The organism is Plantibacter sp. CFBP 8798 (genome assembly GCF_014841195.1).
Taxonomy (GTDB): domain Bacteria; phylum Actinomycetota; class Actinomycetes; order Actinomycetales; family Microbacteriaceae; genus Plantibacter; species Plantibacter auratus.
The window spans coordinates 908,932-934,533 of sequence record NZ_JACYTS010000001.1 but is presented as its reverse complement, the minus strand read 5'-3'; the positions used below and the strand labels follow the sequence as shown (position 1 = coordinate 934,533).

Annotated in this window: 23 protein-coding genes; 8 read left to right on the top strand and 15 right to left on the bottom strand. The window is 69.3% G+C overall.

Annotated features, from left to right (window positions below; translation table 11 throughout):
- The 5 genes from IFU30_RS04480 to IFU30_RS04460 all read right to left on the bottom strand — a co-directional run bounded on the left by IFU30_RS04480 (window position 1) and on the right by IFU30_RS04460 (window position 7,688).
- The gene (locus IFU30_RS04480; RefSeq protein WP_192004448.1) at window positions 1-675 is read right to left on the bottom strand and encodes a nucleotide exchange factor GrpE; all 675 of its coding nucleotides are present in this window, start codon (window positions 673-675) and stop codon (window positions 1-3) included.
- Window positions 676-677: 2 nt separating this feature from the next.
- Window positions 678-2,540 carry a molecular chaperone DnaK gene (gene dnaK, locus IFU30_RS04475; protein ID WP_064297153.1) on the bottom strand — a complete coding sequence of 621 codons (1,863 nt, stop codon included), beginning with the start codon at window positions 2,538-2,540 and terminating at the stop codon, window positions 678-680.
- Between the two features lie 345 nt (window positions 2,541-2,885).
- Window positions 2,886-5,468, bottom strand: a complete 2,583-nt coding sequence (locus tag IFU30_RS04470; RefSeq protein ID WP_192004447.1) for an AAA family ATPase — start codon at window positions 5,466-5,468, stop codon at window positions 2,886-2,888.
- Between the two features lie 97 nt (window positions 5,469-5,565).
- The gene (locus tag IFU30_RS04465) at window positions 5,566-6,939 is read right to left on the bottom strand and encodes an FtsX-like permease family protein (protein ID WP_192004446.1); all 1,374 of its coding nucleotides are present in this window, start codon (window positions 6,937-6,939) and stop codon (window positions 5,566-5,568) included.
- Between the two features lie 2 nt (window positions 6,940-6,941).
- Window positions 6,942-7,688 (bottom strand): ABC transporter ATP-binding protein, encoded by a 747-nt coding sequence (locus tag IFU30_RS04460; RefSeq protein WP_192004445.1) that lies wholly within the window; start codon window positions 7,686-7,688, stop codon window positions 6,942-6,944.
- Between the two features lie 178 nt (window positions 7,689-7,866).
- Between IFU30_RS04460 and IFU30_RS04455 the strand changes: the two genes are divergently transcribed.
- The 4 genes from IFU30_RS04455 to IFU30_RS04440 all read left to right on the top strand — a co-directional run bounded on the left by IFU30_RS04455 (window position 7,867) and on the right by IFU30_RS04440 (window position 11,513).
- Window positions 7,867-9,333, top strand: coding sequence for an MFS transporter (locus IFU30_RS04455; RefSeq protein ID WP_192004444.1), 1,467 nt, complete (start codon window positions 7,867-7,869; stop codon window positions 9,331-9,333).
- A gap of 74 nt (window positions 9,334-9,407) precedes the next feature.
- Entirely contained in the window at window positions 9,408-9,983 is a 576-nt protein-coding gene (locus tag IFU30_RS04450; RefSeq protein ID WP_192004443.1) for an ArsR family transcriptional regulator, read from the top strand.
- A 25-nt stretch (window positions 9,984-10,008) separates the two neighbouring features.
- On the top strand, window positions 10,009-11,106 hold the full coding sequence (locus tag IFU30_RS04445) for a serine hydrolase domain-containing protein (RefSeq protein WP_192004442.1): 1,098 nt from the start codon (window positions 10,009-10,011) through the stop codon (window positions 11,104-11,106).
- Window positions 11,103-11,513 (top strand): hypothetical protein, encoded by a 411-nt coding sequence (locus IFU30_RS04440; protein WP_192004441.1) that lies wholly within the window; start codon window positions 11,103-11,105, stop codon window positions 11,511-11,513. Before IFU30_RS04445 ends, IFU30_RS04440 begins: the two co-directional genes overlap by 4 nt.
- A gap of 22 nt (window positions 11,514-11,535) precedes the next feature.
- On the opposite strand, the gene IFU30_RS04435 is transcribed toward IFU30_RS04440, so the two are convergent.
- Genes IFU30_RS04435 through IFU30_RS04420 form a run of 4 tightly spaced genes read right to left on the bottom strand, consistent with a single transcriptional unit; the run spans window position 11,536 to window position 15,094 of the window.
- A complete protein-coding gene (locus IFU30_RS04435) occupies window positions 11,536-11,952 on the bottom strand; it encodes an RbsD/FucU family protein (protein WP_192004440.1) in 417 nt (138 codons plus the stop codon).
- Window positions 11,953-11,995: 43 nt separating this feature from the next.
- On the bottom strand, window positions 11,996-12,859 hold the full coding sequence (locus IFU30_RS04430) for an amidohydrolase family protein (RefSeq protein ID WP_192004439.1): 864 nt from the start codon (window positions 12,857-12,859) through the stop codon (window positions 11,996-11,998).
- On the bottom strand, window positions 12,859-13,812 hold the full coding sequence (locus IFU30_RS04425; RefSeq protein WP_085511962.1) for an aldo/keto reductase: 954 nt from the start codon (window positions 13,810-13,812) through the stop codon (window positions 12,859-12,861). The genes IFU30_RS04430 and IFU30_RS04425 overlap by 1 nt, the downstream gene beginning before the upstream one ends.
- Window positions 13,805-15,094, bottom strand: coding sequence for an L-fuconate dehydratase (locus IFU30_RS04420; protein WP_192004438.1), 1,290 nt, complete (start codon window positions 15,092-15,094; stop codon window positions 13,805-13,807). The genes IFU30_RS04425 and IFU30_RS04420 overlap by 8 nt, the downstream gene beginning before the upstream one ends.
- A 180-nt stretch (window positions 15,095-15,274) precedes the next feature.
- Between IFU30_RS04420 and IFU30_RS04415 the strand changes: the two genes are divergently transcribed.
- Window positions 15,275-16,177, top strand: coding sequence for a fumarylacetoacetate hydrolase family protein (locus tag IFU30_RS04415; protein ID WP_192004437.1), 903 nt, complete (start codon window positions 15,275-15,277; stop codon window positions 16,175-16,177).
- Window positions 16,174-16,944 carry an SDR family NAD(P)-dependent oxidoreductase gene (locus IFU30_RS04410; RefSeq protein WP_079704937.1) on the top strand — a complete coding sequence of 257 codons (771 nt, stop codon included), beginning with the start codon at window positions 16,174-16,176 and terminating at the stop codon, window positions 16,942-16,944. Before IFU30_RS04415 ends, IFU30_RS04410 begins: the two co-directional genes overlap by 4 nt.
- A 141-nt stretch (window positions 16,945-17,085) precedes the next feature.
- Here IFU30_RS04410 and IFU30_RS20300 read toward each other — a convergent pair whose 3' ends face one another.
- Window positions 17,086-17,421 carry a MarR family winged helix-turn-helix transcriptional regulator gene (locus tag IFU30_RS20300; protein ID WP_249404633.1) on the bottom strand — a complete coding sequence of 112 codons (336 nt, stop codon included), beginning with the start codon at window positions 17,419-17,421 and terminating at the stop codon, window positions 17,086-17,088.
- Window positions 17,422-17,460: 39 nt separating this feature from the next.
- Here IFU30_RS20300 and IFU30_RS20295 point away from each other — a divergent pair, with 39 nt between their 5' ends.
- Entirely contained in the window at window positions 17,461-17,646 is a 186-nt protein-coding gene (locus tag IFU30_RS20295; protein WP_249404632.1) for a hypothetical protein, read from the top strand.
- Between the two features lie 149 nt (window positions 17,647-17,795).
- Window positions 17,796-18,557, top strand: a complete 762-nt coding sequence (locus IFU30_RS04400) for a hypothetical protein (RefSeq protein WP_192004436.1) — start codon at window positions 17,796-17,798, stop codon at window positions 18,555-18,557.
- A 290-nt stretch (window positions 18,558-18,847) separates the two neighbouring features.
- Here IFU30_RS04400 and IFU30_RS04395 read toward each other — a convergent pair whose 3' ends face one another.
- The 5 genes from IFU30_RS04395 to IFU30_RS04375 all read right to left on the bottom strand — a co-directional run bounded on the left by IFU30_RS04395 (window position 18,848) and on the right by IFU30_RS04375 (window position 25,505).
- Complete coding sequence (locus IFU30_RS04395; RefSeq protein ID WP_124768561.1) at window positions 18,848-20,026, bottom strand: glycoside hydrolase family 1 protein; 1,179 nt, start codon at window positions 20,024-20,026, stop codon at window positions 18,848-18,850.
- Window positions 20,027-20,165: 139 nt separating this feature from the next.
- A complete protein-coding gene (locus IFU30_RS04390) occupies window positions 20,166-21,935 on the bottom strand; it encodes an ABC transporter ATP-binding protein (protein ID WP_159877481.1) in 1,770 nt (589 codons plus the stop codon).
- A complete protein-coding gene (locus IFU30_RS04385) occupies window positions 21,932-22,852 on the bottom strand; it encodes an ABC transporter permease (protein ID WP_124768560.1) in 921 nt (306 codons plus the stop codon). The genes IFU30_RS04390 and IFU30_RS04385 overlap by 4 nt, the downstream gene beginning before the upstream one ends.
- Complete coding sequence (locus tag IFU30_RS04380; protein WP_085512196.1) at window positions 22,849-23,820, bottom strand: ABC transporter permease; 972 nt, start codon at window positions 23,818-23,820, stop codon at window positions 22,849-22,851. Before IFU30_RS04380 ends, IFU30_RS04385 begins: the two co-directional genes overlap by 4 nt.
- An 8-nt stretch (window positions 23,821-23,828) precedes the next feature.
- Window positions 23,829-25,505: an ABC transporter substrate-binding protein gene (locus IFU30_RS04375; protein ID WP_191940389.1), complete on the bottom strand. Its 1,677-nt coding sequence runs from the start codon at window positions 25,503-25,505 to the stop codon at window positions 23,829-23,831.
- Window positions 25,506-25,602: the final 97 nt, after the last annotated feature.

Here is a 25,602-nt window from a genome sequence, read left to right as displayed (position 1 = left end):
CTAGCTCGCCGGGACCGCGACGACCACCTTCGCGGCGCGCAGCAGGGTGGAGCCCAGGTGGTACCCGGTCTCCACGACGTCGAGGACGGTCTCGCCCTCGGCGCCCGGCGTGGGCTGCTGGAAGATGGCCTCGTGCACGTTGGGGTCGAAGGTCTCGCCGACCGCTCCGAACGGCTTCAGCCCGAGCTTCTCGGCAGCGCCGCGGAGCTTGGCCGCGATCTGCGTGAAGGGGGCGTCGCCCTCGAGGTCGCCGTGCTTGTCAGCGCGGTCGAGGTCGTCGAGCACCGGCAGCAGGACCTTGGCGACCTCGCCGGTGGTGCGCTCGCGCTCCACCTCGCGGCCGGCCTCGGTGCGCTTCCGGTAGTTCGCGTACTCGGCCGTGACGCGCTGCAGGTCGCCGAGGCGTTCCGCAGCGAGCTGCTCGGCCGGGGAGAGGTCGCCGCCCTGCAAGGGCTCCTCGGGAGCCGCGTTGAGGATGTCCTCGACGGTCAGCTCGTCGTCTGCGGCCGGTGCGTCGGCGTCGGCGGATTCGGCAGGTGCGCCCGAGGGGGCCGACGCGTCGGCGTCAGCCCCCTCGGTGCCAGGCTGACGAACCTCGCCGGTCTCCGGGTCGATCCGCCGCTTGTCGCGGATGATGGGATCGTCCTGGTTCTGGTTCTGGTTCTCGTCAGTCATGGTTACTTCTTGTCCTTGTCGTCTTCGTCCTCGACGACCTCGGCGTCGACGACGTCCTCATCGGAGGTCGCCTCCTCGGCCGGGGCCTCGGTTCCTGCGGCGGACTCGGAGGCCTGCGCCTGGGCGTAGATCGCCTCGCCGAGCTTGACCTGGCTCTCGTTGAGCTTGTCGAACGCGGTCTTCACCGCGTCCTCGTCCTCACCGGCGAGCGCGCTCTTCAGAGCGTCGACGTCGGCCTGGACGTCGGTCTTGACGTCCTCGGGCAGCTTGTCGTCGTTCTCCTTGATGAGCTTGTCGATCGAGTAGGCGAGCTGCTCGGCGCTGTTGCGGACCTCGGCCTGCTCACGGCGGGCCTTGTCGTCCGCAGCGTGCTCCTCGGCCTCGCGGACCATGCGCTCGATGTCCTCCTTGCCGAGGGACGAGCCACCGGTGATGGTCATCGACTGCTCCTTGCCGGTGCCCTTGTCCTTGGCGGACACGTGCACGATGCCGTTGGCGTCGATGTCGAAGGTGACCTCGACCTGCGGCACACCGCGCGGAGCCGGCGCGATGCCGGTCAGCTCGAAGGTGCCGAGGTTCTTGTTGTCGCGGGTGAACTCGCGCTCGCCCTGGAAGACCTGGATCGCGACGGACGGCTGGTTGTCGTCGGCCGTGGTGAAGGTCTCGCTCCGCTTCGTGGGGATCGCGGTGTTGCGCTCGATGAGCTTCGTCATGATGCCACCCTTGGTCTCGATACCGAGCGACAGGGGGGTGACGTCGATGAGCAGCACGTCCTTGCGCTCACCCTTCAGCACGCCGGCCTGGAGGGCGGCGCCGACGGCGACGACCTCGTCAGGGTTGACGCCCTTGTTGGGCTCCTGACCACCGGTGAGCTTCTTGACGAGCTCGGCGACGGCGGGCATACGGGTCGATCCACCGACGAGCACGACGTGCGCGATGTCGGAGACCTTCACGCCGGCCTCGGCGATGACGTCGTTGAACGGCTTGCGGGTGCGCTCGAGCAGGTCCTGCGTGAGCTCCTCGAACTTCGCGCGACTGAGGGTCTCATCGAGGTTCGCCGGGCCGTTCTCCGTGAGGGAGAGGTACGGGAGCTGGATCGAGGTCGACATCGAGGAGCTGAGCTCCTTCTTCGCCTGCTCGGCGGCTTCCTTGAGGCGCTGCTTCGCGATCTTGTCGCCCGAGACGTCGACACCGGTCGAGTCCTTGAAGCGCTTGATCAGGTAGTCGACGACGCGCTGGTCCCAGTCGTCTCCACCGAGGCGGTTGTCACCCGAGGTCGAGCGGACCTGGATGGTGGAGAAGTCGTCGTCCTTGCCCACTTCGAGCAGCGAGACGTCGAAGGTACCGCCACCGAGGTCGAAGACGAGGATGAGCTCGTCCTCCTTGCCGCGGTCGAGGCCGTAGGCGAGGGCTGCGGCGGTCGGCTCGTTGATGATGCGGAGCACGTTGAGGCCCGCGACCTCACCGGCCTCCTTCGTGGCCTGACGCTCGGCGTCGTTGAAGTAGGCGGGGACGGTGATGACCGCGTCGGTCACGGTGTCGCCCAGGTACTGCTCGGCGTCGCGCTTCAGCTTCGCGAGGATGCGGGCGGACAGCTCCTGCGGCGTGTACTTCTTGCCGTCGACGTCGAACTTCCAGTCGGTGCCCATGTGGCGCTTGACGCTCGCGATGGTGCGGTCGACGTTGGTGACGGCCTGGCGCTTCGCGGTCTCGCCGACGAGCACCTCGCCGTCCTTGGTGAATGCGACGACGGAGGGGGTGGTGCGGAAGCCCTCGGCGTTGGCGATGACGGTGGGTTCTCCACCTTCGAGGACGGCGACCACCGAGTTGGTGGTACCGAGGTCGATGCCTACTGCACGTGCCATGTGTTGGTTCTCCTTGTGTTGACTGCCGGTTCGGAACTCGTCGACTCGGGCGGCATGCGGATGGCGTCCGGCCGACTCGACGAGCTCGGCACCGAGCTGGTTGATGGGGTGATGCTGGTGTGACGTCGAGACTTGAGCCCCGATGACTCAATGCTACCGAGGCCCGGTTTCGGCGTCAAGAAAGTTGAGTCCGCCTGGCTCAACTCCCAGCGGATGGCCAGGGTGACCGCGACCCAGGTGCCCTTCGACAAGCTCGGGGACCAGGACGGGGAACGGTCCGCGAGTGACGACAGGCTCAGGGTCCGGAACGAATGCCGGTCCCTGAGCCTGTCGAAGGGGTATTGCCTACGCGGCGTCCACCAGCACCGCAGCATGCTCGGTGACGACGATCTTCCCGCCGACCGCGTCGACGTGCACGGTCGAGCCGTCGCCGACCCCGCCGCCCACGACGAGCTCGGCGATGCGGTCGTCGACCTCACGCTGGATCAGGCGACGCAGGGGGCGCGCGCCGTACTCCGGCTCGTAGCCCAGCTCCGCGAGGAGCGTGAGCGCCTCGGGCGTCGTCTCGAGTGACGCACCGCGCGCGGCCAACCGTTCGGTCGTGCGGCCGAGCATCAGTCCGACGATCTCCTGCAGCTGCTGCTGGTCGAGCTTGCGGAAGAGGACGATCTCATCGATGCGGTTGAGGAACTCCGGACGCATCGCCTCGCGCAGCTTGCCCATGACCCGGGCCCGCAGCGCCTCCTCGGAACCGAAGCCCGTCAGGTCGTCCGCGCCGCCGGCGACGAAGCCCATCGCACCGGAACGGGATGCGAGGAACTCGGAACCGAGGTTCGAGGTCATGACGACGACCGTGTTGCGGAAGTCGATCGTCCGCCCCTGACCGTCGGTCAGGCGACCGTCGTCGAGCACCTGCAGGAGCAGGTTGAAGACGTCCGGGTGCGCCTTCTCGATCTCGTCGAACAGCACGATCGAGTAGGGGTTCCGGCGCACGCGCTCGGTGAGCTGGCCCGCCTCGTCGAACCCGACGTACCCGGGAGGGGCACCGACGAGTCGCGACACCGTGTGGCGTTCGCCGAACTCGCTCATGTCGAAGCGGATCACCGAGTGCTCGTCCGCGAAGAGGGATCCTGCGAGCGCCTTCGCGAGCTCCGTCTTACCCACGCCGGTGGGGCCGAGGAACAGGAAGCTGCCGACGGGTCGGTTCGCATCCCCCATGCCCGTGCGGTTGCGACGGACAGCCTTCGACACCGCGGTCACGGCGTCGTGCTGGCCGACGACACGAGCGTGCAGCTCGTCCTCGAGGCCGGCGAGACGTTCCCGCTCGCCCTCCGTGAGCCGACTGACCGGGATCCCGGTCGCACGGGACACGACGCCGGCGATCTGGGCCTCGTCGACGACCGCGTCACGGTCGGTGCGGGCACCGGGTCCGTTGGAGGCGGCGTCGAGCTTCGCCTGCACGGCGGTGATCTCGTCGCGGATGCGCGAGGCCTCCTCGTAGTGCTCGGCCGACACGGCCGCGTTCTTCGACGCCTCGAGTGTCGCGAGCTCCTCGACGAGGGCGCTCACGTCGACCGCTTTCCCGAGCCGCAATCGCAGCCGGGCTCCGGCCTGGTCGACGAGGTCGATGGCCTTGTCGGGCAGGACACGGTCGGGCAGGTACCGCGCCGACAACTCGACGGCGGCGCGGAGGGCGGCGTCGGTGAAGCGGACGTCGTGGTGCTCCTCGTAGGCCGGACGGAGACCGTCGAGGATGAGGACGGCGTCCTCGATCGACGGCTCGCCGACGCGCACGGGCTGGAAGCGGCGTTCGAGTGCCGGGTCCTTCTCGATCCCGCGGTATTCACGGAGCGTGGTCGCACCGATGAGGTGCAGCTCACCGCGCGCGAGACGCGGCTTGAGCATGTTGCCGGCGTCCATGCCGCCCTCGCCGGTACCTCCGGCGCCGACGACGGTGTGGACCTCGTCGATGAAGACGATGAGCTCGGAGCGGTTCGCTGCGATCTCGTCGAGCAGGCCGGTGAGGCGCTCCTCGAAGTCACCGCGGTACCGGGTTCCGGCGACCATGGCCGGCAGGTCGAGTGAGATGACGCGCTTCCCGCGCAGCTGCTCCGGGACGCCGCCGTCGACGATCGCCTGGGCGAGCCCCTCGACGACCGCGGTCTTGCCGACGCCGGCCTCGCCGACGAGCACGGGGTTGTTCTTCGTGCGGCGGGAGAGGATCTCGATGGTCTGCTCGATCTCGTCGGCGCGGCCGATCACGGGGTCGAGCGAGCCGCTGGCGGCCAGCGCCGTGAGGTCCGTGCCGAAGCGGTCGAGCATGGGGGTGTCGGAGTCGGCGTCGTCCGCCTCGGCGTCGCTCCGGTCGTCGGTGGCGACGCCGGGGTCGCCGACGGCCTGGCGCATGCCCTGGGTCAACGCCTCCGCCGTGACGCCGGCTCGGGCGAGGACCTCACCGGCGGGCGAGTCCTGGTTGATGACGAGCGCGAAGAAGAGGTGCTCGGGGTCGACGTACGTCGATCCGGCGGCGCGGGCCACCTGGTAGGCGTGGAACAGCGCGCGCTGGGCCGACGGCGTGATGGCCGGGTCCTTGACGCTCGGCGAGGACGCCTGCGGCAGGCGCTGCTCGGCGGCCTTGGCGATGACCTTCGGGTCGACGCCGAGGCGCGCGACGGCGTCCTTCGCGGGCTCCTCGCTCACGATGACGCGCAGGATGTGCAGCGCGTCCAGCTCGTTCTGGCCGCGCTCGAGCGCGAACCGGCCGGCACGCTGCAGGATCTCCTGCGTCCGTGCGGTGAGGAAGCGGCTGAGGTCGATGGTCCGCGCCGAACGCGCCCGCTCGCCCTCGAGGTATCGGGCGAGGAAGTCGTCGAACGACGACGATCCGCCGTCTGCTGCTGCGCCGCCCTGGGTGAAGTCTTCGGGCACGTGAACCTCCTGGATTCAAACTTGAGTGTCGTACGCTCAAGTCCAACGCGGGATGCCCAAAGCTATTCCCGGCAACGATCCTCGTCCCAGCGAACCTTCAGCGAGCGAGCCTGTCCACCGCGGCCCGACCATGCTCCAGCGCCGCGGGCAAAGCGAGGGCGGCAGCCAGCACACAGAAGCCTCCAGCGCCGACCGCGAGGCCTGGCGCGACGGCGAGCACCGGGCGCGCCCCCGCTTCGAGGCGACCGAACGCCTCAGCCTCCACCGCTGAGACAGCCGCTGCCGTCAGGAGCCCGAGGAACGTCGCGGTCACGGCATACATGAAGGCTTCGACGACGACGGCTCCGACGATCGAGCGGTGACTGACGCCGCCCACAGCCAGCAGCGCGCGCTCGCGCGCCCGCTCACGAGCAGCCATCACCACGACCGTCGCGGTGCCGGCGATCGCCAGGACGACCGTCGGACCGAGAATGGTCCAGACGCCGGAGTGGTTGATGCCGTGCTCGCCGGCGGGCACAAGCCCGGCCGCCCTCCTGGCGGAATCGGCGGTCTCGAACACGGTGTAGATCGAATTCGCGAGGGCGACCGCGACGTAGAGCGGAACGAGGGAGACGCCTACACGATCCAAGCGGAAGGCGCAGCCACGACGCGCGAGGTACCAAGCCGTCGACCACCGACGTGGGACGATCCATGTCCACGCCGCGAGGAACAGTGCAGCGATCCGCGAGACGTGCAGCGCGATCAGCGGGATGATGAGCAACGACAGGAGCATCGCGAGGCCTACTAGGAGACCGAGCCGACTGGACACGTCGCCGCTAGCCGAACCGACCATTCCGGCCGCCACTGCGAGGACCGCCGCCGACATGACCAGGCTGAGCGTGAGCCTGAACGCGGTCGGGCGACGGCGGACGACTTCCGCGCTCAGGACCGCGTCGACCGCCGGTACCCGGAGGATCGAGCCGACACCTTGCAGACCGGCGAGCAACAGGATGCCGATGAGCAGCGCCCAGGTCGACAGGAGCACCAGCGTGCTCGCCGGGGCATCGACGATCGCGGTGACCGCGTTGGCCTGCAGGACCCAGCTGGTGAACCGCGGTGCGACCAATAGGGCCAGCGGCAGCCCGAGCGCTCCACCCACGGTCCCGAGCACGATCAGCTGCGACACAAGGACGCCGGCGATCCGCACTGACGACATCCCCGCGAGCTTCCAGGTCGCGAACGGTCGACGCTGGAGTTGCACCGCCAAGGAGACCGCGCTCGAGGTGATGACGAAGACGGCGACCGAGGCCATCCCGGACATCGGCGTGCTCAGATTCCGGACGATGCGCTGTTCCCGGACGGGCAGCCGATCGGCGACCTCCACGAGCGCTCCCACGCTGACAAGGAGCGCGTTCGCGAGTGCCAGGAACAGGAGCAGGGAGATCCACACCCGCCACTGCTGCAGGAGTGTGCGGAGAACGAGACCGGCCATCGTCATGCTCCCACGGACGTATGGACACTGTCCGCGCGGGCCGTTTCGATGGCGGACCAGAGCGCTGCCGGGGTGGCGGACGTCAGCTCGGCGTGGACAGAACCGTCACAGAGGACCAGCACACGATCCGCCCGCGCAGCAGCATCGAGGTCATGGGTAACCATCACCATCGTGCGTTCGGGACCGAGCGATCCGAACAGGAGGTCGAGCACGACCCGTCCTGACGACGTGTCAAGTGCACCGGTGGGTTCGTCGGCGAAGACCAATTCAGCCTGCGACAGCAACACCCGGCCGATCGCGACGCGCTGCCGTTCACCGCCTGACAGCTCGTCCGGGCGATGCCGGAGGCGCGACGACAGTCCGATGTCTGCGGCGATATCTGCGACCGCCTGACGCCCGGCTGCGCGACCGGCGAAGAGCGCTGGCAACGCGAGATTGTCCCGCACGTTAATGGAGGGGATCAGGTTGTAGTCCTGAAACACGAAGCCGACGGACCGCCGCCGGAATCGGGAACGACCCCACTCGGTCAGGGATGACAGCTCCGTCCCCAACGCCACGACGCTTCCATGTGTCGGCGCTCGGAGACCAGATAGGCAGTGCAAGAGTGTCGACTTCCCGGATCCCGAGGGCCCGACGACCGCCAACGACTCACCGGCGGCTACAGAAAGACTCACCCCCCGCAACACGTGGACCGGGTCGCGGCGATGCAGTGAATAGCCGAAGGAGAGATCGCGTGCTTCCAGGCTCATCGTTGCAGTGTCTTTCGTCGTTCAAGCACGGTGTCTCCACCACCTCAGGTCGGTCGTGAGCATCGGGGCTGCTACGCTCGATGTCCTTGAAATATCAAATGTAGAGTTCGGTGTCGTCGACTGCAACGCCGGGCCTCCGCGCTACCGCCCGTTCACCACGCGGCACTAGCCTCAGTGCATGAGCACGACTCCCCCAGGTGGCACCGACGACACCGGCCGGACAGGCGGGCACGGCGACGAAGCCCCGCGTCTCGGATCCCGGCCCCGCAACTTCCCGCCACCACCGCTCGTCACCCCCGACGCCGCAGCAGCCACCGTCGACCTCGACACCTCGCAGGTCGCCGCCGTGAAAGCGCAGGCGGGTCGTAAGGGTCGCATCTTCGCGTGGAGCCTGTGGGACTGGGGCTCGGCGTCGTTCAACGCCGTCGTCACCACCTTCGTGTTCACCGTCTATCTGACGAGTGACTCGTTCGGCGAGGAGGCCGCGGTGTCGGCGTCCCTCGGGTGGGCGCTCGCCGCCGCCGGGCTGCTGATCGCGATCCTCGCGCCGGTCGTCGGCCAGCGGTCGGACTCCGCCGGGCGGCGGAAGTTCTGGCTCGGCTTCAACACCTACGTCGTCGTCGCGATCACCGCGCTCCTCTTCTTCGTCGCCCCCGATCCGAACTTCCTCTGGCTGGGCCTCGTCCTCCTCGCGGTCGGCAACATCGTGTTCGAGTTCGCCGGCGTCAACTACAACGCGATGCTCGCCCAGGTGTCGACGCCCACCTCCATCGGCAAGGTCTCCGGTCTCGGCTGGGGCATGGGGTACATCGGCGGCATCGTGCTGCTGCTCATCGTCTACTTCGGCTTCATCTCCCCCGAGGTCGGACTCTTCGGCGTCACCGGCGAAGACGGCATGGACGTCCGCGTCGCGATGCTCGTGTCTGCGGCGTGGTTCGGGATCTTCGCCCTGCCCGTGCTGTTCGCGGTGCCCGAGTACCACGCACCCCAGGCTGTCGCCCGGCCGCACGTCGGGTTCTTCGCCTCCTACGGCGTCCTTGCCAAGAGCATCGCGGAACTCTGGCGCGACAGCCGACAGACGCTCTACTTCCTGCTCGCGAGCGCCGTGTTCCGCGACGGGCTCGCCGGTGTCTTCACCTTCGGTGGCGTCCTGGCCGCGGGGACCTTCGGCTTCTCACCCGGCGAGGTGATCATCTTCGCGATCGCCGCCAACGTCGTCGCCGGGATCGCGACGATCACGATCGGCCTGCTCGACGACAAGGTGGGGCCGAAACCCGTCATCGTCGCGTCGCTCATCGGCCTCGTCGTCGCGGGAAGCGCCGTGTTCTTCCTCCACGAGGGCGGCGCGACGATCTTCTGGATCTTCGGCCTCATGCTGTGCCTGTTCGTCGGCCCCGCGCAGTCGGCGAGCCGCTCGTTCCTGGCGCGCATCATCCCCGAGGGCCGCGAGGGTGAGGTCTTCGGCCTCTACGCCACGACCGGCCGCGCCGTGTCCTTCCTCGCGCCGACCGCCTTCGCACTGTTCGTCACGCTCGGTGGGGCGCAGTTCTGGGGGATCCTCGGGATCGTGCTCGTGCTGCTCATCGGCCTCGGACTACTGATCCCGGTGCACGCGAAGCAGGGGCGGCTCGCCTCGCGGGTGTGACACGCGCCGCCACCGCTCGGGCCATCGGACCTTCTAGCTTGATTTCGTAATTACGATATTTGTACACTTAGGTCATGACGACCATCGACCCCGGCGATCTCGAGGCACGTCTCGCGCGTCTCGAAGCCGCCGTGTTCGCCCGACCGGCCGACGACGACACGACCACCGAGCGACCGGACGACGTCGCGTCCGCGACGGGCGATGCCGACGACACCTTCTGGGCGCTCCGCGGGCTCGAACAGCGCACGGCGGCGCTCGAGCACGGGGCGGTCCTCTTCACCGGATCGGTCGTCGCGGGCGGTGGACCCGTGCAGTGGCAGTACGCCAGAGCGACCGACGACCTCCTCGCGCTCGGTGACGACCCCGACGCCGCGGAATCAGCAGGCTCCGGTCCACTCGCGACGGCGGCGGCACGACTCGCAGCCATCGGCTCCCCCGTCCGACTGCAGCTGCTCCTGGCCGTCGCCAACGGCACCTCCGCACTCGCGGACCTCGGCGAACTCGACGGCATCGGGACGACCGGCCAGGTCTACCACCACGTCCGCGTCCTGACGGCCGCCGGCTGGCTGCAGCCCGCCGGCCGCGGACGGGTCGCGGTCCCACCCATGCGACTCGTCCCGCTGCTCGTCGCCGTCGCCGCCATGGAATGACCACCGACCCCAGGAAGGACCCCGCATGACCACCACACCACGCAGCACGTCCCGACCCAGACGGGTCTGGGTCATCGCCGTTGTCAGCACCGCCGTCGCACTCGCGATCGGGCTCGCCTTCCGGCCAGGGCCCTCGACGCTTCCCTCCGAGGCGACGGGCGACGCCGAACTCGCGGCCACCGTCCGCGAGCTCGCCGGCCCCGACCGCAAGGCCCTGCTGGCCGTCGTGGTCACCCCGGACGGCACCCGCACCGCGACGATCGGCGCCCAGCCGGACACCCGGTTCGAGATCGGATCGGTGAGCAAGGCCTTCACGGGACTGTTGCTCGCCGACGCGATCGAGCGCGGCGAGGTCACCCCGGAGACCAGGCTCGGTGACCTCCTCGAACTGGGCGACGCGCCAGCGGCGGACGTCACCCTCGCGCAGCTCGCCACCCACACCTCCGGCCTGCCCCGGCTGCCGATCGACCTCTCGACGATCCTCTCCTCGGCGTGGTTCGCGCTCACGACGGCGAATCCGTACGGCGAGGACCTCGACCAGCTGCTCGAGCAGGCGCGGTCCGCGTCCCTCGACACCCCGAAGGGCACCTACTCCAACCTCGGTTTCGAACTGCTCGGTGCCGCCCTCGGCTCGGCAGCCGGCACCAGCTACGCCGACCTCCTCGAGGAGCGGATCACCGGTCCGATGGGACTCGACTCGACCAGCCCCGTGAGCGATGCGGCCGACCTCGGCGGCCGCGACCTCCTCGGCGAGACCGCCGGCGGACGGACCGCCGCAGCATGGACCGGCACGGCGATCGGGCCTGCCGGCGGCATCCGCTCGGACACGGAGGATCTCGCGCGTTTCGCGGAACGACTGGCCGACGGCAGCGCGCCGGGCATCGAGGCACTCGCTCCACAGGCGGCGTTCGGCGATCGCGAGATCGGCTGGGCCTGGATCACCGATCGGACGGCGATCGACGGCGAGGACCTCGTCTGGCACAACGGTGCCACGGGCGGCTTCGCGTCCTTCGTCGGCGTCGTTCCGGCGACCGGCACCACGGTGGTCCTCGTCTCGGCGACCCAGGAGTCGGTCGATGCGGCCGGCGTCGCCCTCCTCGAGCAGATCGGAGCAGCACGATGATCGAGATCCTGATCCCCGCCGTCGTCGCCCTCGTCGTCGCGTGGGTCCTCGCCCTCCAGGTCGTCCACGCGTGGAGTACGGGACGCTGGGCGGCGACCGAGCGCTACCGACTGGTCGTCGACGCGGTGGACAGCATCGTGATCCTCGCCCTCGCCCGCGCCCTCGCCGCGCCGGTCGGCGTCTGGTCCTGGGCCTGGGTCCTCGCCGTCGCGATCGTCGGCTTCGGACTCGCTGGCGCAGCACTCCGCTGGAACACTCTCCCCTGGCACGCACCCAAGCCGAAGCGGACCATCGACGAGCACGGGGCGACGGTCGAGACCGCGGTCGCACCCCGCACCCGCGGTCGGCAGGTCCTCTCGGGGATCTACGCCGTCGTCGGTGCCGCGATCGTCGCGCTCTGCTGGTGAGCGACCGCAGCCCACGGGCGGGTCAGGCGCCTGGGAGCACGAGCCCCTTCCGCAGGGTGACGTTCCCGTACTTCCTGGTCTCGCCCGTGCGGATGATGAGGAACGCCGTGGCGGCCTCGTCGTAGTAGGCGAAGCGGTCGACGAAGCGCACGGCGTCCTCGGTCGTGCTGGCGGCTGCGATGAGTTCCCGCTGGACGTCGAGCACCGTGCCGTCGGCGCTCGCCATGAGGTCGAGCACGGGCTCGTCGTCGAGCGGGATCACCGTGCGCACCGCTCGGAGGACCTCCGGCGTCGACAGCGTCGGGAGGACCACGACCCTTTCGCCGAGTCGGGCGGCCGGGAAGTGCGCGTCGGCGATCACCACCGCGTCCGAATGTCCCATCGCGTCCAGGTGCAGCAGCAGTTCGCCGCTCAGCACCGGGTCGATCCCTGTCAGCATGGTGACCTCCTCGTCATGGTTCCGTGTCCATCCGTCTGCCCGATCATGTCAGTCCGTCGTCGCCGACCGGCCCGCGGGGGTCGAGCCGGTAGACGCGCGTCGCCGTCCCGCCACGGAGTGCATCGCGTTCCGACGGCGACAACTCGTCGACGAGACCGGACAGCTCGTGCCAGACCGCACCGTACCCACCGCTCGTGACGGTCATCGGCCAGTCGCCGCCGAGCATCAACCGCTCGGGTCCGAAGCAGGCGAGCGCGGTGTCCCAGGCCCGACGCACGTCGGCCGCCACGAACGGCCGACCGGCACAGTTGAGGCCGGACACCTTCGCGACCACGTTCGGTGACGCCGCCGCCGCGGCCAGCTCGGTCGCCCATCGTGCGAAGGCCTGATCGTCGCGCGGCGGCTTCGCGAGGTGGTCGACGACGATCGTCAGCCCCTCCTCCAGCCGCGCGAGTCCGGTGGCGTCACTGAGCAGCCGAGGGAAGGCGTTCGGGAGGTCGAGCGGAAGCCCCCGGTCCGCGAGGACCGCCGCCAGCCGGCGGGCGGGGGCGGCAAGGAGCAGTCCGTCCCGGGGATCGTCGTGCAGCAGCTGACGAACGCCGCGGAACCGTGGATGCGCGCCCCAACGGTCGAGCAGGGCCTCGGCCCGCTTCGCATCGTCGATCGGCACCCAGCCGACGACGCCGGCCACCCAACTGAAAGCGTCCGATGCGCTGAGCATGGACATCGTGTCGAGCTCGGTGTCGTCGGCCTGGACGAGGACCGCCGCATCGACACCGGCCGCCTGCAGCTCCGCGGCCGCGCACTCCGGCGTGAAGTCCTCGCGAAGTGCCTCGTCGGCCGAAGCGAGCCAGTGATACCCGTCGGCGCGATTCCACAGATGGAGGTGCGCGTCGATCGTCCGCATCAGCCGAGCAGCCCTCTGGTGCGCAGCTCCGTCCAGAAGGTCTCGGGGATCGGAGCCTCGAAGCGCTCCACGTTCTGGATCATCTGCTCCGGCCGCGAGGCGCCGACCGCGACCGTCCGCACGGCGGGGTGGCGGAGCGGGAACTGGAGGGCGGCCGCGGGCAGTTCGACCTCGAACCGACGGCAGATCTCGGCGATGTCGACGGCGCGGTCGAAGACCTCCGGCGGGACGGCACCGTACTCGTAGCGTCCGTCGCGGTCGGGGACGGCGCGGGCCAGCAGGCCGGAGTTGAACACCGAGGCAGCGACCACACCGACCCCGTGTTCCAGACAGGCGGGCAGCACCTCCTCGCCCGCCGGCTGCTCGGCGAGCGTGTACCGACCGGCGATCATGATGAGATCGGTCAGGCCCGTGCGCACCGCGGCGAGGAGTGCGGCGACGTCCATCGACCCGATCCCGACCGCCCCGACGAGTCCTTCATCGCGGAGGGCGGCGAGCGCCGGTATCCCCTCGGAGATCCCGGACTCCGGATCGTTGCGTTCGGGGTCGTGGAGGTAGAGCACGTCGACGTGGTCGAGTCCGAGTCGTTCGAGGGACTCGTCGAGCGAGCGCCGCACGCCGGCCTCGCTCGCGTCCCACTCGCGCCGCAAGGTCGCCGGGACGACGAAGTCGTTGTCGGTGTCGAGCGCACCCTCCCCCGCGGGGTTCGGCACGAGGAGACGGCCGACCTTGGTGGACAGGACGTACTCGTCGCGCGGTTTCGTCCGCAGGAAGGCGCCGAGCCGACGCTCGGAGAGACCGAGGCCGTAGTGCGGAGCCGTGTCGTAGAAGCGGACGCCGTGTTCCCAGGCCGCATCGAGGATCGCCCAGGCCTCCTCATCGCTGAGCTCGCGGTAGAGGTTGCCGAGGTTGGCGGCGCCGTACGCGAGCCGCGGGACGAGCAGGTCAGGCACCGGCGCCCCGGAAGGTGAACTCGGCGATCGACGTCGCGAGCATCTCCGAACCGCCGCCGGGGGCGAGCGGCGCGCGGTATCGGCCGGCAACGATCTCGACGGGCTCGACGAAGTGCTCGTGCAGGTGGTCGACGAATTCGATCATGCGTCCATCCTCGCTCCCGGACACGGCGATGAAGTCGAACATCGAGAGGTGCTGCACCGCTTCGCACAGCCCGACGCCACCGGCGTGCGGGCAGACCGGGACACCGAACTTCGCGGCCAGGAGGAGGATCGTGATGTTCTCGTTCACGCCGGCGACCCGCGTGGAGTCGATCTGGAGCACCTGGAGGGCGTCGGCCTGCAGGAACTGCTTGAACATGATGCGGTTGGCCATGTGCTCGCCGGTCGCGACCGGGATCGGGGCGACGCCGCGGGCGATCGCCGCGTGGCCGAGGATGTCGTCGGGGCTCGTCGGCTCCTCGATCCAGGCGATGCCGTAGGGGGCGAGTCGCGACATCCAGTCGATCGCCTCCGCGACGTCCCACCGCTGGTTGGCGTCGACGGCGATCCGAATGTCGGGTCCCACGGCGTTGCGGGCGATGACGAGGCGACGGACGTCGTCTTCCACGTTCCCGCCGACCTTGAGTTTGACCTGTGTGAATCCGTCAGCGACCGCTTCGCGACACAGGCGGTCGAGCTTCTCGTCGGAGTAGCCGAGCCACCCGGGCGTGGTCGTGTAGGCGGGGTACCCGGCTGCGAGCAGGGCCTCGATCCTGGCCTCCCGTCCCGGTTCGGCGCGTCGGAGGATCGTGAGGGCGTCATCCGGGGTGAGGACGTCGCTCAGGTAGCGGAAGTCGACGAGCTCGACGAGCTCCTCCGGCGTCATCATGGCGAGCAGCCGCCAGAGCGGCAGGCCGGCACGTTTGGCCTTGAGGTCCCAGAGCGCGTTGACGACGGCGCCGATCGCCATGTGCATGACGCCCTTCTCGGGGCCGAGCCACCGGAGCTGAGAGTCGTAGACGAGTTCGCGCCAGAAGGCTCCGAGGGCGTCGAGCACGGGCTCGACCTCGCGACCGAGGAGGTGCTCCCGGAGGGCGGTGATCGCTGCGACCTCGACGTCGTTGCCGCGTCCGATCGTGAAGACGAAGCCGTGGCCCTCGTGACCGTCGTCCGCGTCCGTCACGAGCCGCAGGTAGGCGGCGGAGTAATCGGGGTCGGGGTTCATGGCGTCCGAGCCGTCGAGGGTGGTCGAGGTCGGGAACCGGACGTCGTGCGTCTCGAATCCGATGATGGTACTCACGTCGGCATGCTCCTTCGGGCTGGTGCCACCGAGCTTAGACATCCGATGTCTGGGCTGTCAATGCGCCCAGCGTGGACCAGATCACCTGTTGCGACGGCCGGATCGGGCGGTAGAGTTCAGACGTTATCGGCTACGGAGCCGGGTCCGCACGCGGGCACCGGCGGAACCGGAAGGACCAGCATGCGCTTCGCCAGACTCGGCCCCGCGGACGGGGAGACCCCCGTCGTGTTCGCGGGCGACACCGCCTACGACCTCCGATCGATCACCCCCGACATCGACGGAGCGTTCCTCGCCGGCGGCGGCGTCGCCCGCGTTCGCGCCGCGCTCGAGTCGGGTGCGCTCCCCGTCCTCGACGGCGCCGACGAGCTCCGGATCGGCGCTCCGATCGCCCGGCCGAGTGCGGTCGTCTGCATCGGCATGAACTACGCGGCGCATGCGGCGGAGTCCGGATCCGCTCCGCCCGAGATCCCGATCATGTTCCTGAAGACGCCGAACACGGTCGTCGGCCCGAACGACGACGTCCGCATCCCGCGCGGCAGCACGAAGACCGATTGGGAGGTCGAGCTGGGCGTCGTCATCGGCGAGCGCACCTCCTACCTCGACAGCCCTGAGGACGCCCTCGGCCGCATCGCCGGCTTCGTCACCGCGAACGACGTGTCGGAGCGCGACTTCCAGATGGCGGCGAGCGGCGGGCAGTGGTCGAAGGGCAAGTGCGCTCCGGGCTTCAACCCGACCGGCCCCTGGCTCGTGACGCCGGACGAGGTCGACGCCGGCGCCCTGCGACTCCGCAGCTGGGTCAACGGCGAACCGCGCCAGGACTCGAGCACGGCCGACCTCATCTTCGACGTCGCCACCGTCATCTGGCACCTCAGCCAGTACCTGCAGCTCGAACCCGGCGACCTGGTCCTGACCGGCACACCCGAGGGCGTCGCGCTCTCCGGCCGGTTCCCCTACCTCGCACCGGGCGACGTCTGCGAGGTCGAGATCGAGGGCCTCGGCCGCCAGCGACAGCGGTTCGTCGACCCGGTCCCCGGAATCGCGCCGTCTGCCAAGCCCGCCGAGGCACTCGGAGCCCGCGCATGAGCGCGGCAGACACCGGCGAGTTCGACGGACTCGTCGCGATCGTCACCGGCGGCGCTTCGGGGATCGGCGCCGCGATCGTCGAACGCCTCGCCGCAGCTGGCGCGAGCGTCGCGATCCTCGACCTGAACCCGTCGCCCGACGAGGACTCCGCCACCCGCCTGTCGGTGCGGGCGAACGTCGCCGACGACGCGTCGGTCCGCGCGGCGATCGACGCCGTCGTCGCACGGTTCGGCCGCCTCGACATCATCGTGAACAACGCCGGTATCGGCGCGCAGGGCACCATCGAGTCCAACGACGACGACGAGTGGCACCGCGTCTTCGACATCAACGTGGTCGGCATGGCTCGCGTGACGCGCGCGGCCCTCCCACACCTGCGCGAGTCGCCGTCGGCCGCGATCGTGAACACCGCGTCGATCGCCGCGACGGCGGGACTCCCCCAGCGCGCGCTCTACACGGCGACGAAGGGAGCCGTGCTGTCCTTGACGCGAGCGATGGCCGCCGACCACCTGCGCGAGGGCATCCGGGTGAACTGCGTCAACCCGGGCACGGCCGACACCCCCTGGGTTGGCCGGCTGCTCGACAGCGCCGCCGACCCGGCCGCCGAACGCGCCGCACTCGAGGCACGCCAGCCGCATGGCCGACTCGTCGCCGCGACCGAGGTCGCCGGTGCCGTCGCCTACCTGGCGAGCCCGCGATCAGGCTCAACGACCGGCACCTCGATCGCCGTCGACGGCGGGATGCAGGAGCTCCGCCTCCGCCCCGAGTAGCGAGGGCCGAGTCCCGATGCCGCCTCACCGTCCACAACGCAGGAGCGCCCCGGCGGTTCTCCCGCGAGACGGCCATCCCCAGGCCGACACGCCTGACTCCTCCTGAATTGCGAACCCTGGCCCGAGGATCAGGCGGGCGAGCTACCGGTCGGTGTCGGGGCGCGGCCACGCGGCGACGAAGCGCTCGAGGTACGCGGCGAACTGGGCCGCCTCCCCGGGCGTGAACCCCGAGAGCGCGGTCGTGACCGCGTCGCGTCGACCCCGGCGCGCCTCCTGCAGGACCGCGCGGCCGGCGGCGCTCAGCTGCACCACGCTGCGTCGACCGTCGTTCGGGTCGACCGCGCGAGCGACCTCGCCGCGCTTCGTCGCTTCGGCCACGAGCCGACTCGCCCGCGGCTGGTCGACGCCGATCGACTCCGCGAGCGCACTGATCCCCATGCCACCGGCCGCCTCGTCACGAGCGAGCGCGTCCAGCATCCGGAATCGAGCCGCCTGGGCGATCGCCTGCTCGCGCGGGTGACGGGCGCCACCGCCTGGACCCCAGGGTCCACCGAAGCCGGGTCCGAAGCCCGGACCGCGCCCACGCCCGCGTTCGTCCTCAGCGCCGCCGTCAGCGTCGTGCCGATGACCGCCCCCGTGCTCATCGTGGTGGTGATGACCGGGCCCACCGCGCCCACCGCGTCCGCCGAAGCGACGGCCTGACTGGTCCCGTCGAATCTGGACGAGGGCCTGCTCGATCATCTCCACCGGGTCGGTTGCTGTGGGTTCGCTGGGCTGCGCTTGACGATCATCGGACATACATGTCATTATACATTTACATGTAACAGAGCATGCAAATAAGGAGACCACCCATGAACACCCCCACGACTTCCCCAGAGCAGTCCACCACCCAGTCCGCCGAGCGCCCGCTCGGCTTCTGGCTCCGCACCGTCGATCACGCGCTCAAGCACTCGATGCACGAGGTGCTCGCCGAGGACGGCCTCGGCCGCCGCAGCTGGCGCACGCTCGAGCTCATCGCCTCCGGCGCGTCGAGCGTCGAGGAGATCGACGCCTCGCTCCCGCCACACCGCCACGGACCGCGCAGCCCCGAACGGTTCGGCCGCCGCGGCGGGTTCGGCCCCGGTCGCGGCTTCGGTCGCCCGGAGCGCACCGCCGAGACGACGGCGGACACCGCATCCGCCGAGCGTCCGAGCGGCCACGAGCACGGCCACCCCGCTCGCGATCGGGCCTTCGGGCGCGGCCTCGAGTCCGGTCGCGGCTTCGGTCGTGATCACCGACCCGGCGGCGCACCGTTCGGCCCGGGCCACGGCCACCACCGCGGCCCTCGTCGCTCGACCGCGGACATCGTCATGGACTTCGCCGCCCGCGGCTGGGTCATCGTCGACGCCGACGGCATCACCCTGACGGACACCGGTCGCGAGGCGCACGACGCGCTCCGCACCAAGGTCGACGCGGTCCGCCAGACCGTCGCCGACGCCGTCTCGCCCGAGGACCTCGCGACGACGCTCGCCAGCCTCGAGAGCATCGCCCGAGCCTTCGGCCGGGACGAGCACACAGCGCACGAGCACGGCCCGCGTGGTCGCTTCGGTCGCGGCCCCCGCAGCGAGCGCTGACCGGCCGCCGGCGTCTTCCGCCCATGCGGACCCCAGCCGAACACCATGCACAGAGCCCCGGGCAGCAATCGCTGCCCGGGGCTCTCTCCGTTCGACCCACCGTCCCGTTCTCAGGACTCCGTCGCGTGTCGCCACCCACACCAGCCCGACACACCGGACATCTCCTGAGTTGGGGACGACCAAACCACACGCGACCCCGGCGCCCCTATCTCAGGACTCCGACGCGTGTCGCAACCCACACGAGCCCGACACACCGGACATCTCCTGAGTTGGGGACGGCACCACTTCAGCTACTCCGTGAGGCCGTTCGCCTTCGCGACGTTCCCGAGCCACGCGAGGCTCGGCTTCGGCGTACGCACGAAGGTCTCGCGATCGACGGCGATGAGGCCGAAGGTCGGTCGGAAGCCGCTCGCCCACTCGTAGTTGTCGAGCGCGCTCCAGTGGAGGTACCCCTCGAGCTGGATCCCGTCCTGGATGCAGGCGTGCAGCTCGCGCAGGGCGCCGTCCGTGTAGTCGATCCGACGCGTGTCGTCTGAGGTCGCGATGCCGTTCTCGGTGATCATGATCGGCACCCCGCCCGACAGCTCCCAGGCGCTCCGCACGCCCTCGGCTGCGGCCGGAGGGTAGAACTCCCAACCGGTGAGCGTCGTCTCGACGCCGTCCTCGACGGGCAGCGGACCCTTCGGCCCGATGAACGTGCGCGTGTACGCCTGGACGCCGAGGAAATCGTCGCCGGCGGACTGCTCGAGGTACCAGTCGTCACGCGGGTAGCCGTACTCGCGCAGCATCTCGTCGGAGCCCGGCTCACCGTTCGACCGGAACGCCTGCGTCGCGATGGTCCAGCCGGACTTCAGGCCGGACACCTGCGAGAGCACCTCGCGCGAACGCTTGTGGGACTCGAGGAGAGCATCCGCCACGAACAGGTCCGGGTTCGGCAGGCCGTACGCGACGAGGTTCGCCGCGTCCTCACCACCGGCGAGCATCGCGGCGATGTTCGGCTCGTTGATGGTGCAGACGTGATCGACACCCTCGCCGACGATCGGCAGGGTCAGCTCGGTGTACCGCGCGAAGAGGTCGGCGGCGTCCTTCGCCCGCCAGAACCCGTCGCGCTCGAACCAGCGCGGCACCGTGAAGTGCATGAGCGTGACGACCGGGTTGAGTCCCAGCTCGTGCGCGGTGTCGACCATGCGACGGTAGTGGTCGACCTCGGCACGCGAGACGATGCCGCGCTCGGGCTCGATCCGCGCCCACTCGATGCTGAACCGGTAGGTGTTGAGCCCGGCGTCGGCGAGCAGCTGCATGTCCTCGCGGTAGCGGTGGTAGCTGTCCATCGCGTCACCCGAGGGCTCGACGATGTTCGTCCCGGCTTCGTGCTCGTGCACCCACCAGTTGCTGTTGATGTTGTTGCCCTCGATCTGGTGGGCAGCGGTGGCGGCGCCCCAGAGGAAGCCGTCGGGGAAGGTCAGCACGGGTGTTGCTCCTGTTTCATGTAGAGGTGTGGCCCTTCGACAAGCTCAGGGACCGGGAGGAAGACCGGGCCCTTCGACAAGCTCAGGGACCGGAAGGGTGGGCGCCGGGGCCGGGGAAAACGCAGGGACGGGACGGGCGTCAGCGCTTGGCGCGGGCCGGGTTGGGGACGGCGTCGAGCAGCTGGATCGTGTACGGATCCTGCGGGTGCTGCAGGACGTGCGCGGTCTCGCCACGTTCGACGACGCGACCCTGGTTGAGGACCATGATGTTGTCGGTCACGAGTCGCGCCGACAGCAGGTCGTGCGTGATGTAGAGCATCGAGACGCCCCACTGCTCGCGCAGGTCCTCGAGCAGTGCGAGCACACCGGCACGCAGCGACACGTCGAGCATCGACACGGGCTCGTCGGCGATGAGCACCTGCGGGTCGCTCGCGAGCGCCCGGGCGATCACGACGCGCTGCCGCTGTCCACCGGAGAGCTGGTGGGGCAGCTTCGCCGCAAACTGCTCGACCGGCGAGAGGCCCACCGTCTCGAGGAGTTCGAGCACCCGTTTGCGGACGGCGTCGCCCTTCAGCCCGGTGAAGTTCACCACCGGGCGGGTGAGCGTGTACTCGACCGTGTGCAGCGGGTTGAGGGCCGCGTAGGGGTCCTGGAAGATCATCTGCACGTTCTTGTGCAGGTTCCGGATGCCCTTGCGGTTCAGCTGGGCGACGTCGAGGTCACCGAAGCGGACCGCGCCGGAGGTCGGCTTCTCGATGCCCGTGATGAGCTTCGCGATGGTCGACTTGCCGGAGCCCGAGGCCCCGACGAGCGCGAGCGACTGGCCGGGTTCGAGCGTGAACGACACGTCGTCGACGGCCGTCACCGCGGACTCACCGCGGCGCGGCGGCGGGTAGACCTTCGAGACGGCGTCGACGATGACCGCCGACTCGGCCGAACGACCGGCGCGCGACGAGGCCTTGCCCGACTCGGAGCTCGCGCTCGTCGCGGTCGGGACGCTCGTCGTGGTGCCGGACACCGGAGCAGTGCCCCGGTTCGCACGCGAGGGGAAGCCGGGCAGCTCGACGACCGCGGCGCGCGGGTCGGCGTAGTGACTGAGCAGCATCCGCGTGTACGGGTCCTGCGGACGCTCGAGGATGTCGCGACTCGGGGCGTCCTCGACGATGCGACCCTCGTGCATGACGAGCACGCGCTGCGTCGCCTCGAGCACGACGCCGAGGTCGTGGCTGATGAGGATGGCGGTGAACCCCTCGGCCTGCTGCAGCTCGGTGATCGTGTCCATGATCGCGTGCTGCACGAGGACGTCGAGCGCGGTGGTCGGCTCGTCGAACACCATGAGGCGGGGCTCGAGCGACAGGGCCAGTGCGATGGACACGCGCTGACGCATGCCGCCGGACAGCTCGCCGGGGAAACGCGCGAGCACCTGCGGCGTCAGCCCGACCTTGTCGACCAGCTCGGCCATCCGGGCGTCCCAGCGGTCGCGGGAGACGTGGCCGTGCGCCTTGAAGATGTCCACGAAGTGGTTGCGGATCGTGCGGACCGGGTTGAGTGCGTTCATGCCCGACTGCAGCACCATGGCGAAGCCGCCCTGACGCTGCTCACGGAGCGCCTCGTCGCCGAGCTCGCGGATGTCCTTGCCACCGAAGAGGATCTGCCCGCCGTTGATGCGGGCAGGCGGCTTCTGCAAGCGGGTGGCCGCGAAGCCGAGCGTCGACTTCCCGGAGCCGGACTCGCCGACGAGCCCGATGAACTCACCGGCACCGACGGAGAACGACACGTGGTCGACCGCCTGGACCGGCGCGGCGCCGACGGACTCGTAGACGACGGACAGGTCGCGGACCTCGAGGAGCGCTCCGGTCCCGGCTGCCGGCGCGGATGCGCTCTCGGCCTGGAGGTTGACGGCGTTCATCGTGACTTCCCTTCACGGAGGCGCGGGTTGCTGATCGCGTCGACACCGAAGTTGATGAGGGTGAGGCTCATCGCGAGGAGCGCGATGCAGAGACCGGGGGCGAAGAGGAGGATCCACTGACCGGTGAGCAGGGCGTTGGAGTTCTGCGCCCAGTAGAGGATGGTGCCCCAGCTGACGATCGACGAGTCGCCGAGGCCCAGGAACTCGAGGCCGGCCTCCGCGAGGATCGCACTCGTCGCGGCACCGAAGAAGCCACCGGCGATGAGGGACGTCATGTTCGGCAGGATCTCGTTGAACACGATGCGGAACGGTCGGTCGCCGGAGAAGCGGGCCGCGGTCACGAAGTCACGCGAACGCAGCGACTGCGTCTGGCTGCGGAGCACGCGGGCACCCCACGCCCACCCGGTGATGACGATGACCGCGACGATCATCACGAGCCCACCGTTCTGGAGGTACGCGGCGATGACGATCATGAGCGGCAGGCCGGGCACCACGAGGAACAGGTTGACGATGAAGTTCACGACCTCGGCGCCGAAGCCCTTGATGTAGCCCCAGCTGAGGCCGATCAGGACGGCGACGATCGTCGACAGGATGCCGGCGATGAAACCGACCGTGACGCTGATCTGCGAACCGTAGATGAGCTGGCTGAGGACGTCCTCGCCCGCCGCCGTCGTCCCGAACCAGTGCTCGGGACTCGAGTCGGCGTTCCGGGGGAACCCGTCCTGGCTCGCGCCGTACGGTGCGAGCACCGGGGCGAAGATCGCGACGAGGATGAAGAACGCGAGGATGATGAGCCCGAGGCGGGACTTCCAGTTGGCCCAGAGCGTCGCCGCCGATCGACCGATGAAGGCGAACCTCCGCGGCGGACGGACGGGTGCGTCGGACTGCAGTGTCTTGACGTGCTGTGTGGTGGTCATCGGCGGGTCCTTGGGTCGAGTACGCCGTACAGGATGTCGACGAGGAAGTTGGCGATGAGCACGCTCACGGTGATGAGCAGGAAGAGCGCCTGCATGAGCGGGTAGTCCTGTCCGATCACCGCGTTGAACAGGAGGAAGCCGATGCCCGGGTATCCGAAGACCTGCTCCACGAGGATCGAGCCGCCGACCACACCGCCGAGCGCGAGCCCGAAGCCGGTGAGGTTCGGGAGGATCGCGTTGCGGGCCGCGTACTTGATGGCGACCGTGCGACCACGGAGACCGTTCGCCTCGGCGAAGGTCACGTAGTCGTCACCGAGGGTGTTGATCATCGCGTTGCGCATGCCGATGATCCAGCCACCGAGGCTCGTCACGAGGATCGTCAGCGCCGGCAGCACCGCGTGGTACGCGACGTCGACGATGAAGTCCCAGGTGAAGGCAGGCGAAGCCGTCGGGCCGAAGGCACCCGAGGTCGGGAACCAGTGGAGCACGTAGCCGGCGAAGAACAGCAGGAGCAGTGCGGTCCAGAAGTACGGGAACGTGCTGGCGAAGGTGCCGCTCAGCGTCGGCAGGGCGTCGAGCCAGGTGTTCCGCCGCCAGGCCGCGAGCACGCCGATGAGGGTGCCGAGGATGAAGGCGACGATCGTCACGATCCCGAGCAGGATGATCGTGTACGGGAACGCCTGCCAGATGAGCTCACCGACCGACTGCGGGAAGAAGGTGTACGAGACCCCGAAGTCGAGCGTGACGACCTGGTGGAGGTACGTGACGTACTGCTCCCAGAGGTTGCCGCCGGGGACACCGAGTTGGGCCTCGATCGCCGCACGCGTGGCCGCGGAGACCGGGCCGTTCTGCGCGAGCTTCGCGATCGCGGCGTCGGTCGGGGAGCCGGGCATGAGCCGCGGCAGGAGGAAGTTCAGCGTGACCGCCGCCCACAGGGTGAGGACGAAGAGGCCGAGTTTGCGCACCATGTACACGGTCACTCACCGTCCTTCCGGAGCTTGAGGTGCGTGAACACGAGGAGCGGGGTCTGGTCGTAGGTCTGCAGCGGCGCGTAGGGGTTGTCCGCATCGGGCCAGCCGGTGAACTTCTTGTCGTTGTAGAGGCCCCAGAGTCCGCCGTAGTACATGCCGATGACCGGGAAGTCGCTGTAGACGATCTGCTGCATCTGGTGACTCAGCCCCAGGCGAGTGGCCTCGTCGGTGGTCTCCTTGTACTGGGCGAGCAGCTGGTCCATCTGCGGGTTGCGGTAACGACCGAAGTTGCTGGACGTCGTCTCGCCGATCGGCTTCGCGAACTCGCTGTTGAAGCTGTTGTTGAAGCCCTGGAACATGATGCCGTTGCCCATGCCACCCATGGCGACCTCGAAGGCGCCGCTCTGGATCGCCTGCTGGTACCCCGGCGGCTGCGGCTGCTTGATCTGCACGTCGATGCCGAGGGCGCCGAGCTCCTTGCGGACCTCCTGGACCGCGCGGAGCCAGTCCGCGTAGCCGTTGGCGGTCGTGATCGAGAAGCTGAACTGCTTGCCCGCCGCGTCGACGAGCTTGCCGCCCTGCTGGGTGTACCCAGCGGCCGCGAAGGCCTCGAGGGCGCCGGCGGTGTCCTGCGTGATCATGCCCTGGTTCGGCAGGGTCGGGTCGAGTTCTGCCTCCTGGTTGGGGAGCATAAGGCTCGACTGGCCGGCGGCACCGAGGTAGCCCTCGGTCGCTGCGTCGGCGATCTTGTCGCGGTCGAGCGCCAGGGCGATGCCGCGACGGACGTCGACGTTGTCGAACGGGGCGACGTCCATGTTGGGCACGAGCCCGATCACGCCTCCCGGCGGGAACCAGAACTTGTTGTGGTCGTTTGCCGCACCCCAGGTGCCTTCGACGTTCGACAGGAACGAGTACGCCCAGTCGAAGCCCTTGGTCACGATGTCGAGTTCACCGGTGGCCGCGGGGATCACGAGGTGGTTGACCTCGATCTTGTCGGCCTGCCAGTACGTCTCGTTCTTGTCCATCGTGTACTGCTGCGAGGTGTAGTTGCCGAGGACGTAGGGGCCGGTGCCGACCGGGTTCGGGTTCCGCCAGGTGTCGGGGCTCTTGACGTCCTTCCAGATGTGCTCCGGGACGATGAGCGTCTGCGAGACGATGTCGGCCGCGGGGGCGTCGTCGTCGAGCAGGTGCATGATGACGTGCTGGCCCTTCACCTCGATCGTGTCGATGTGCTGCCAGGCGCCCTTCTGGTCGAGCGTCGGGTACTGCTTGATGAGGTCGAAGGTGAACTTGACGTCCTCAGGGGTGAAGGCTTCACCGTCGGACCAGGTGGCGCCGTCGCGGATCGTGTAGTCGATCGTGCGGGCGTCCGGGAGGTCGACCTTCTCGGCGAGCCACGGCGTCTCCTTGCCGTCGAGCACGTTGATGATCACGAGCGGCTCGTAGATGTAACTCGAGGCCGAGCGCTTGTTCACGAGGTAGGGGTTGAAGTTCCGCTCGAGCATCGGGGTGCCCTTGTCGGAGGCCAGCAGCATCGTGTCGGCGGGGATCGAGGGATCCGGCTCGCTCTTGATCTGGATGCTGCAGCCGGAGACGAGCAGGGCCGCCGCGGCGATCATCGCCGCTGCTCCGAGTCGTCTGCGCCTGCGGACCTTGGTCCGCTCGTGCGTCGTGTGCGTCATCGCCACCGTCCTTGCTGAAGTCTGTACCGGTCGAGTGTAAGCGCATACATTGCCCGGCGCAACCCGTGTCGGACATCCGGTCCTGTTCGCAATTCAG

Coding starts and splice junctions, on each gene's coding strand:
- IFU30_RS04400 (WP_192004436.1), top strand. CDS start 17,796: ATGAACACCCCCACGACTTCCCCAGAGCAGTCCACCACCCAGTCCGCC.
- IFU30_RS04480 (WP_192004448.1), bottom strand. CDS start 675: ATGACTGACGAGAACCAGAACCAGAACCAGGACGATCCCATCATCCGC.
- IFU30_RS04375 (WP_191940389.1), bottom strand. CDS start 25,505: ATGACGCACACGACGCACGAGCGGACCAAGGTCCGCAGGCGCAGACGA.
- IFU30_RS04455 (WP_192004444.1), top strand. CDS start 7,867: ATGAGCACGACTCCCCCAGGTGGCACCGACGACACCGGCCGGACAGGC.
- IFU30_RS04460 (WP_192004445.1), bottom strand. CDS start 7,688: ATGAGCCTGGAAGCACGCGATCTCTCCTTCGGCTATTCACTGCATCGC.
- IFU30_RS04380 (WP_085512196.1), bottom strand. CDS start 23,820: ATGGTGCGCAAACTCGGCCTCTTCGTCCTCACCCTGTGGGCGGCGGTC.
- IFU30_RS04390 (WP_159877481.1), bottom strand. CDS start 21,935: ATGAACGCCGTCAACCTCCAGGCCGAGAGCGCATCCGCGCCGGCAGCC.
- dnaK (WP_064297153.1), bottom strand. CDS start 2,540: ATGGCACGTGCAGTAGGCATCGACCTCGGTACCACCAACTCGGTGGTC.
- IFU30_RS04435 (WP_192004440.1), bottom strand. CDS start 11,952: ATGCTGACAGGGATCGACCCGGTGCTGAGCGGCGAACTGCTGCTGCAC.
- IFU30_RS04385 (WP_124768560.1), bottom strand. CDS start 22,852: ATGACCACCACACAGCACGTCAAGACACTGCAGTCCGACGCACCCGTC.
- IFU30_RS04415 (WP_192004437.1), top strand. CDS start 15,275: ATGCGCTTCGCCAGACTCGGCCCCGCGGACGGGGAGACCCCCGTCGTG.
- IFU30_RS04430 (WP_192004439.1), bottom strand. CDS start 12,859: ATGCGGACGATCGACGCGCACCTCCATCTGTGGAATCGCGCCGACGGG.
- IFU30_RS04465 (WP_192004446.1), bottom strand. CDS start 6,939: ATGGCCGGTCTCGTTCTCCGCACACTCCTGCAGCAGTGGCGGGTGTGG.
- IFU30_RS04445 (WP_192004442.1), top strand. CDS start 10,009: ATGACCACCACACCACGCAGCACGTCCCGACCCAGACGGGTCTGGGTC.
- IFU30_RS04450 (WP_192004443.1), top strand. CDS start 9,408: ATGACGACCATCGACCCCGGCGATCTCGAGGCACGTCTCGCGCGTCTC.
- IFU30_RS04440 (WP_192004441.1), top strand. CDS start 11,103: ATGATCGAGATCCTGATCCCCGCCGTCGTCGCCCTCGTCGTCGCGTGG.
- IFU30_RS20300 (WP_249404633.1), bottom strand. CDS start 17,421: ATGCTGGACGCGCTCGCTCGTGACGAGGCGGCCGGTGGCATGGGGATC.
- IFU30_RS04410 (WP_079704937.1), top strand. CDS start 16,174: ATGAGCGCGGCAGACACCGGCGAGTTCGACGGACTCGTCGCGATCGTC.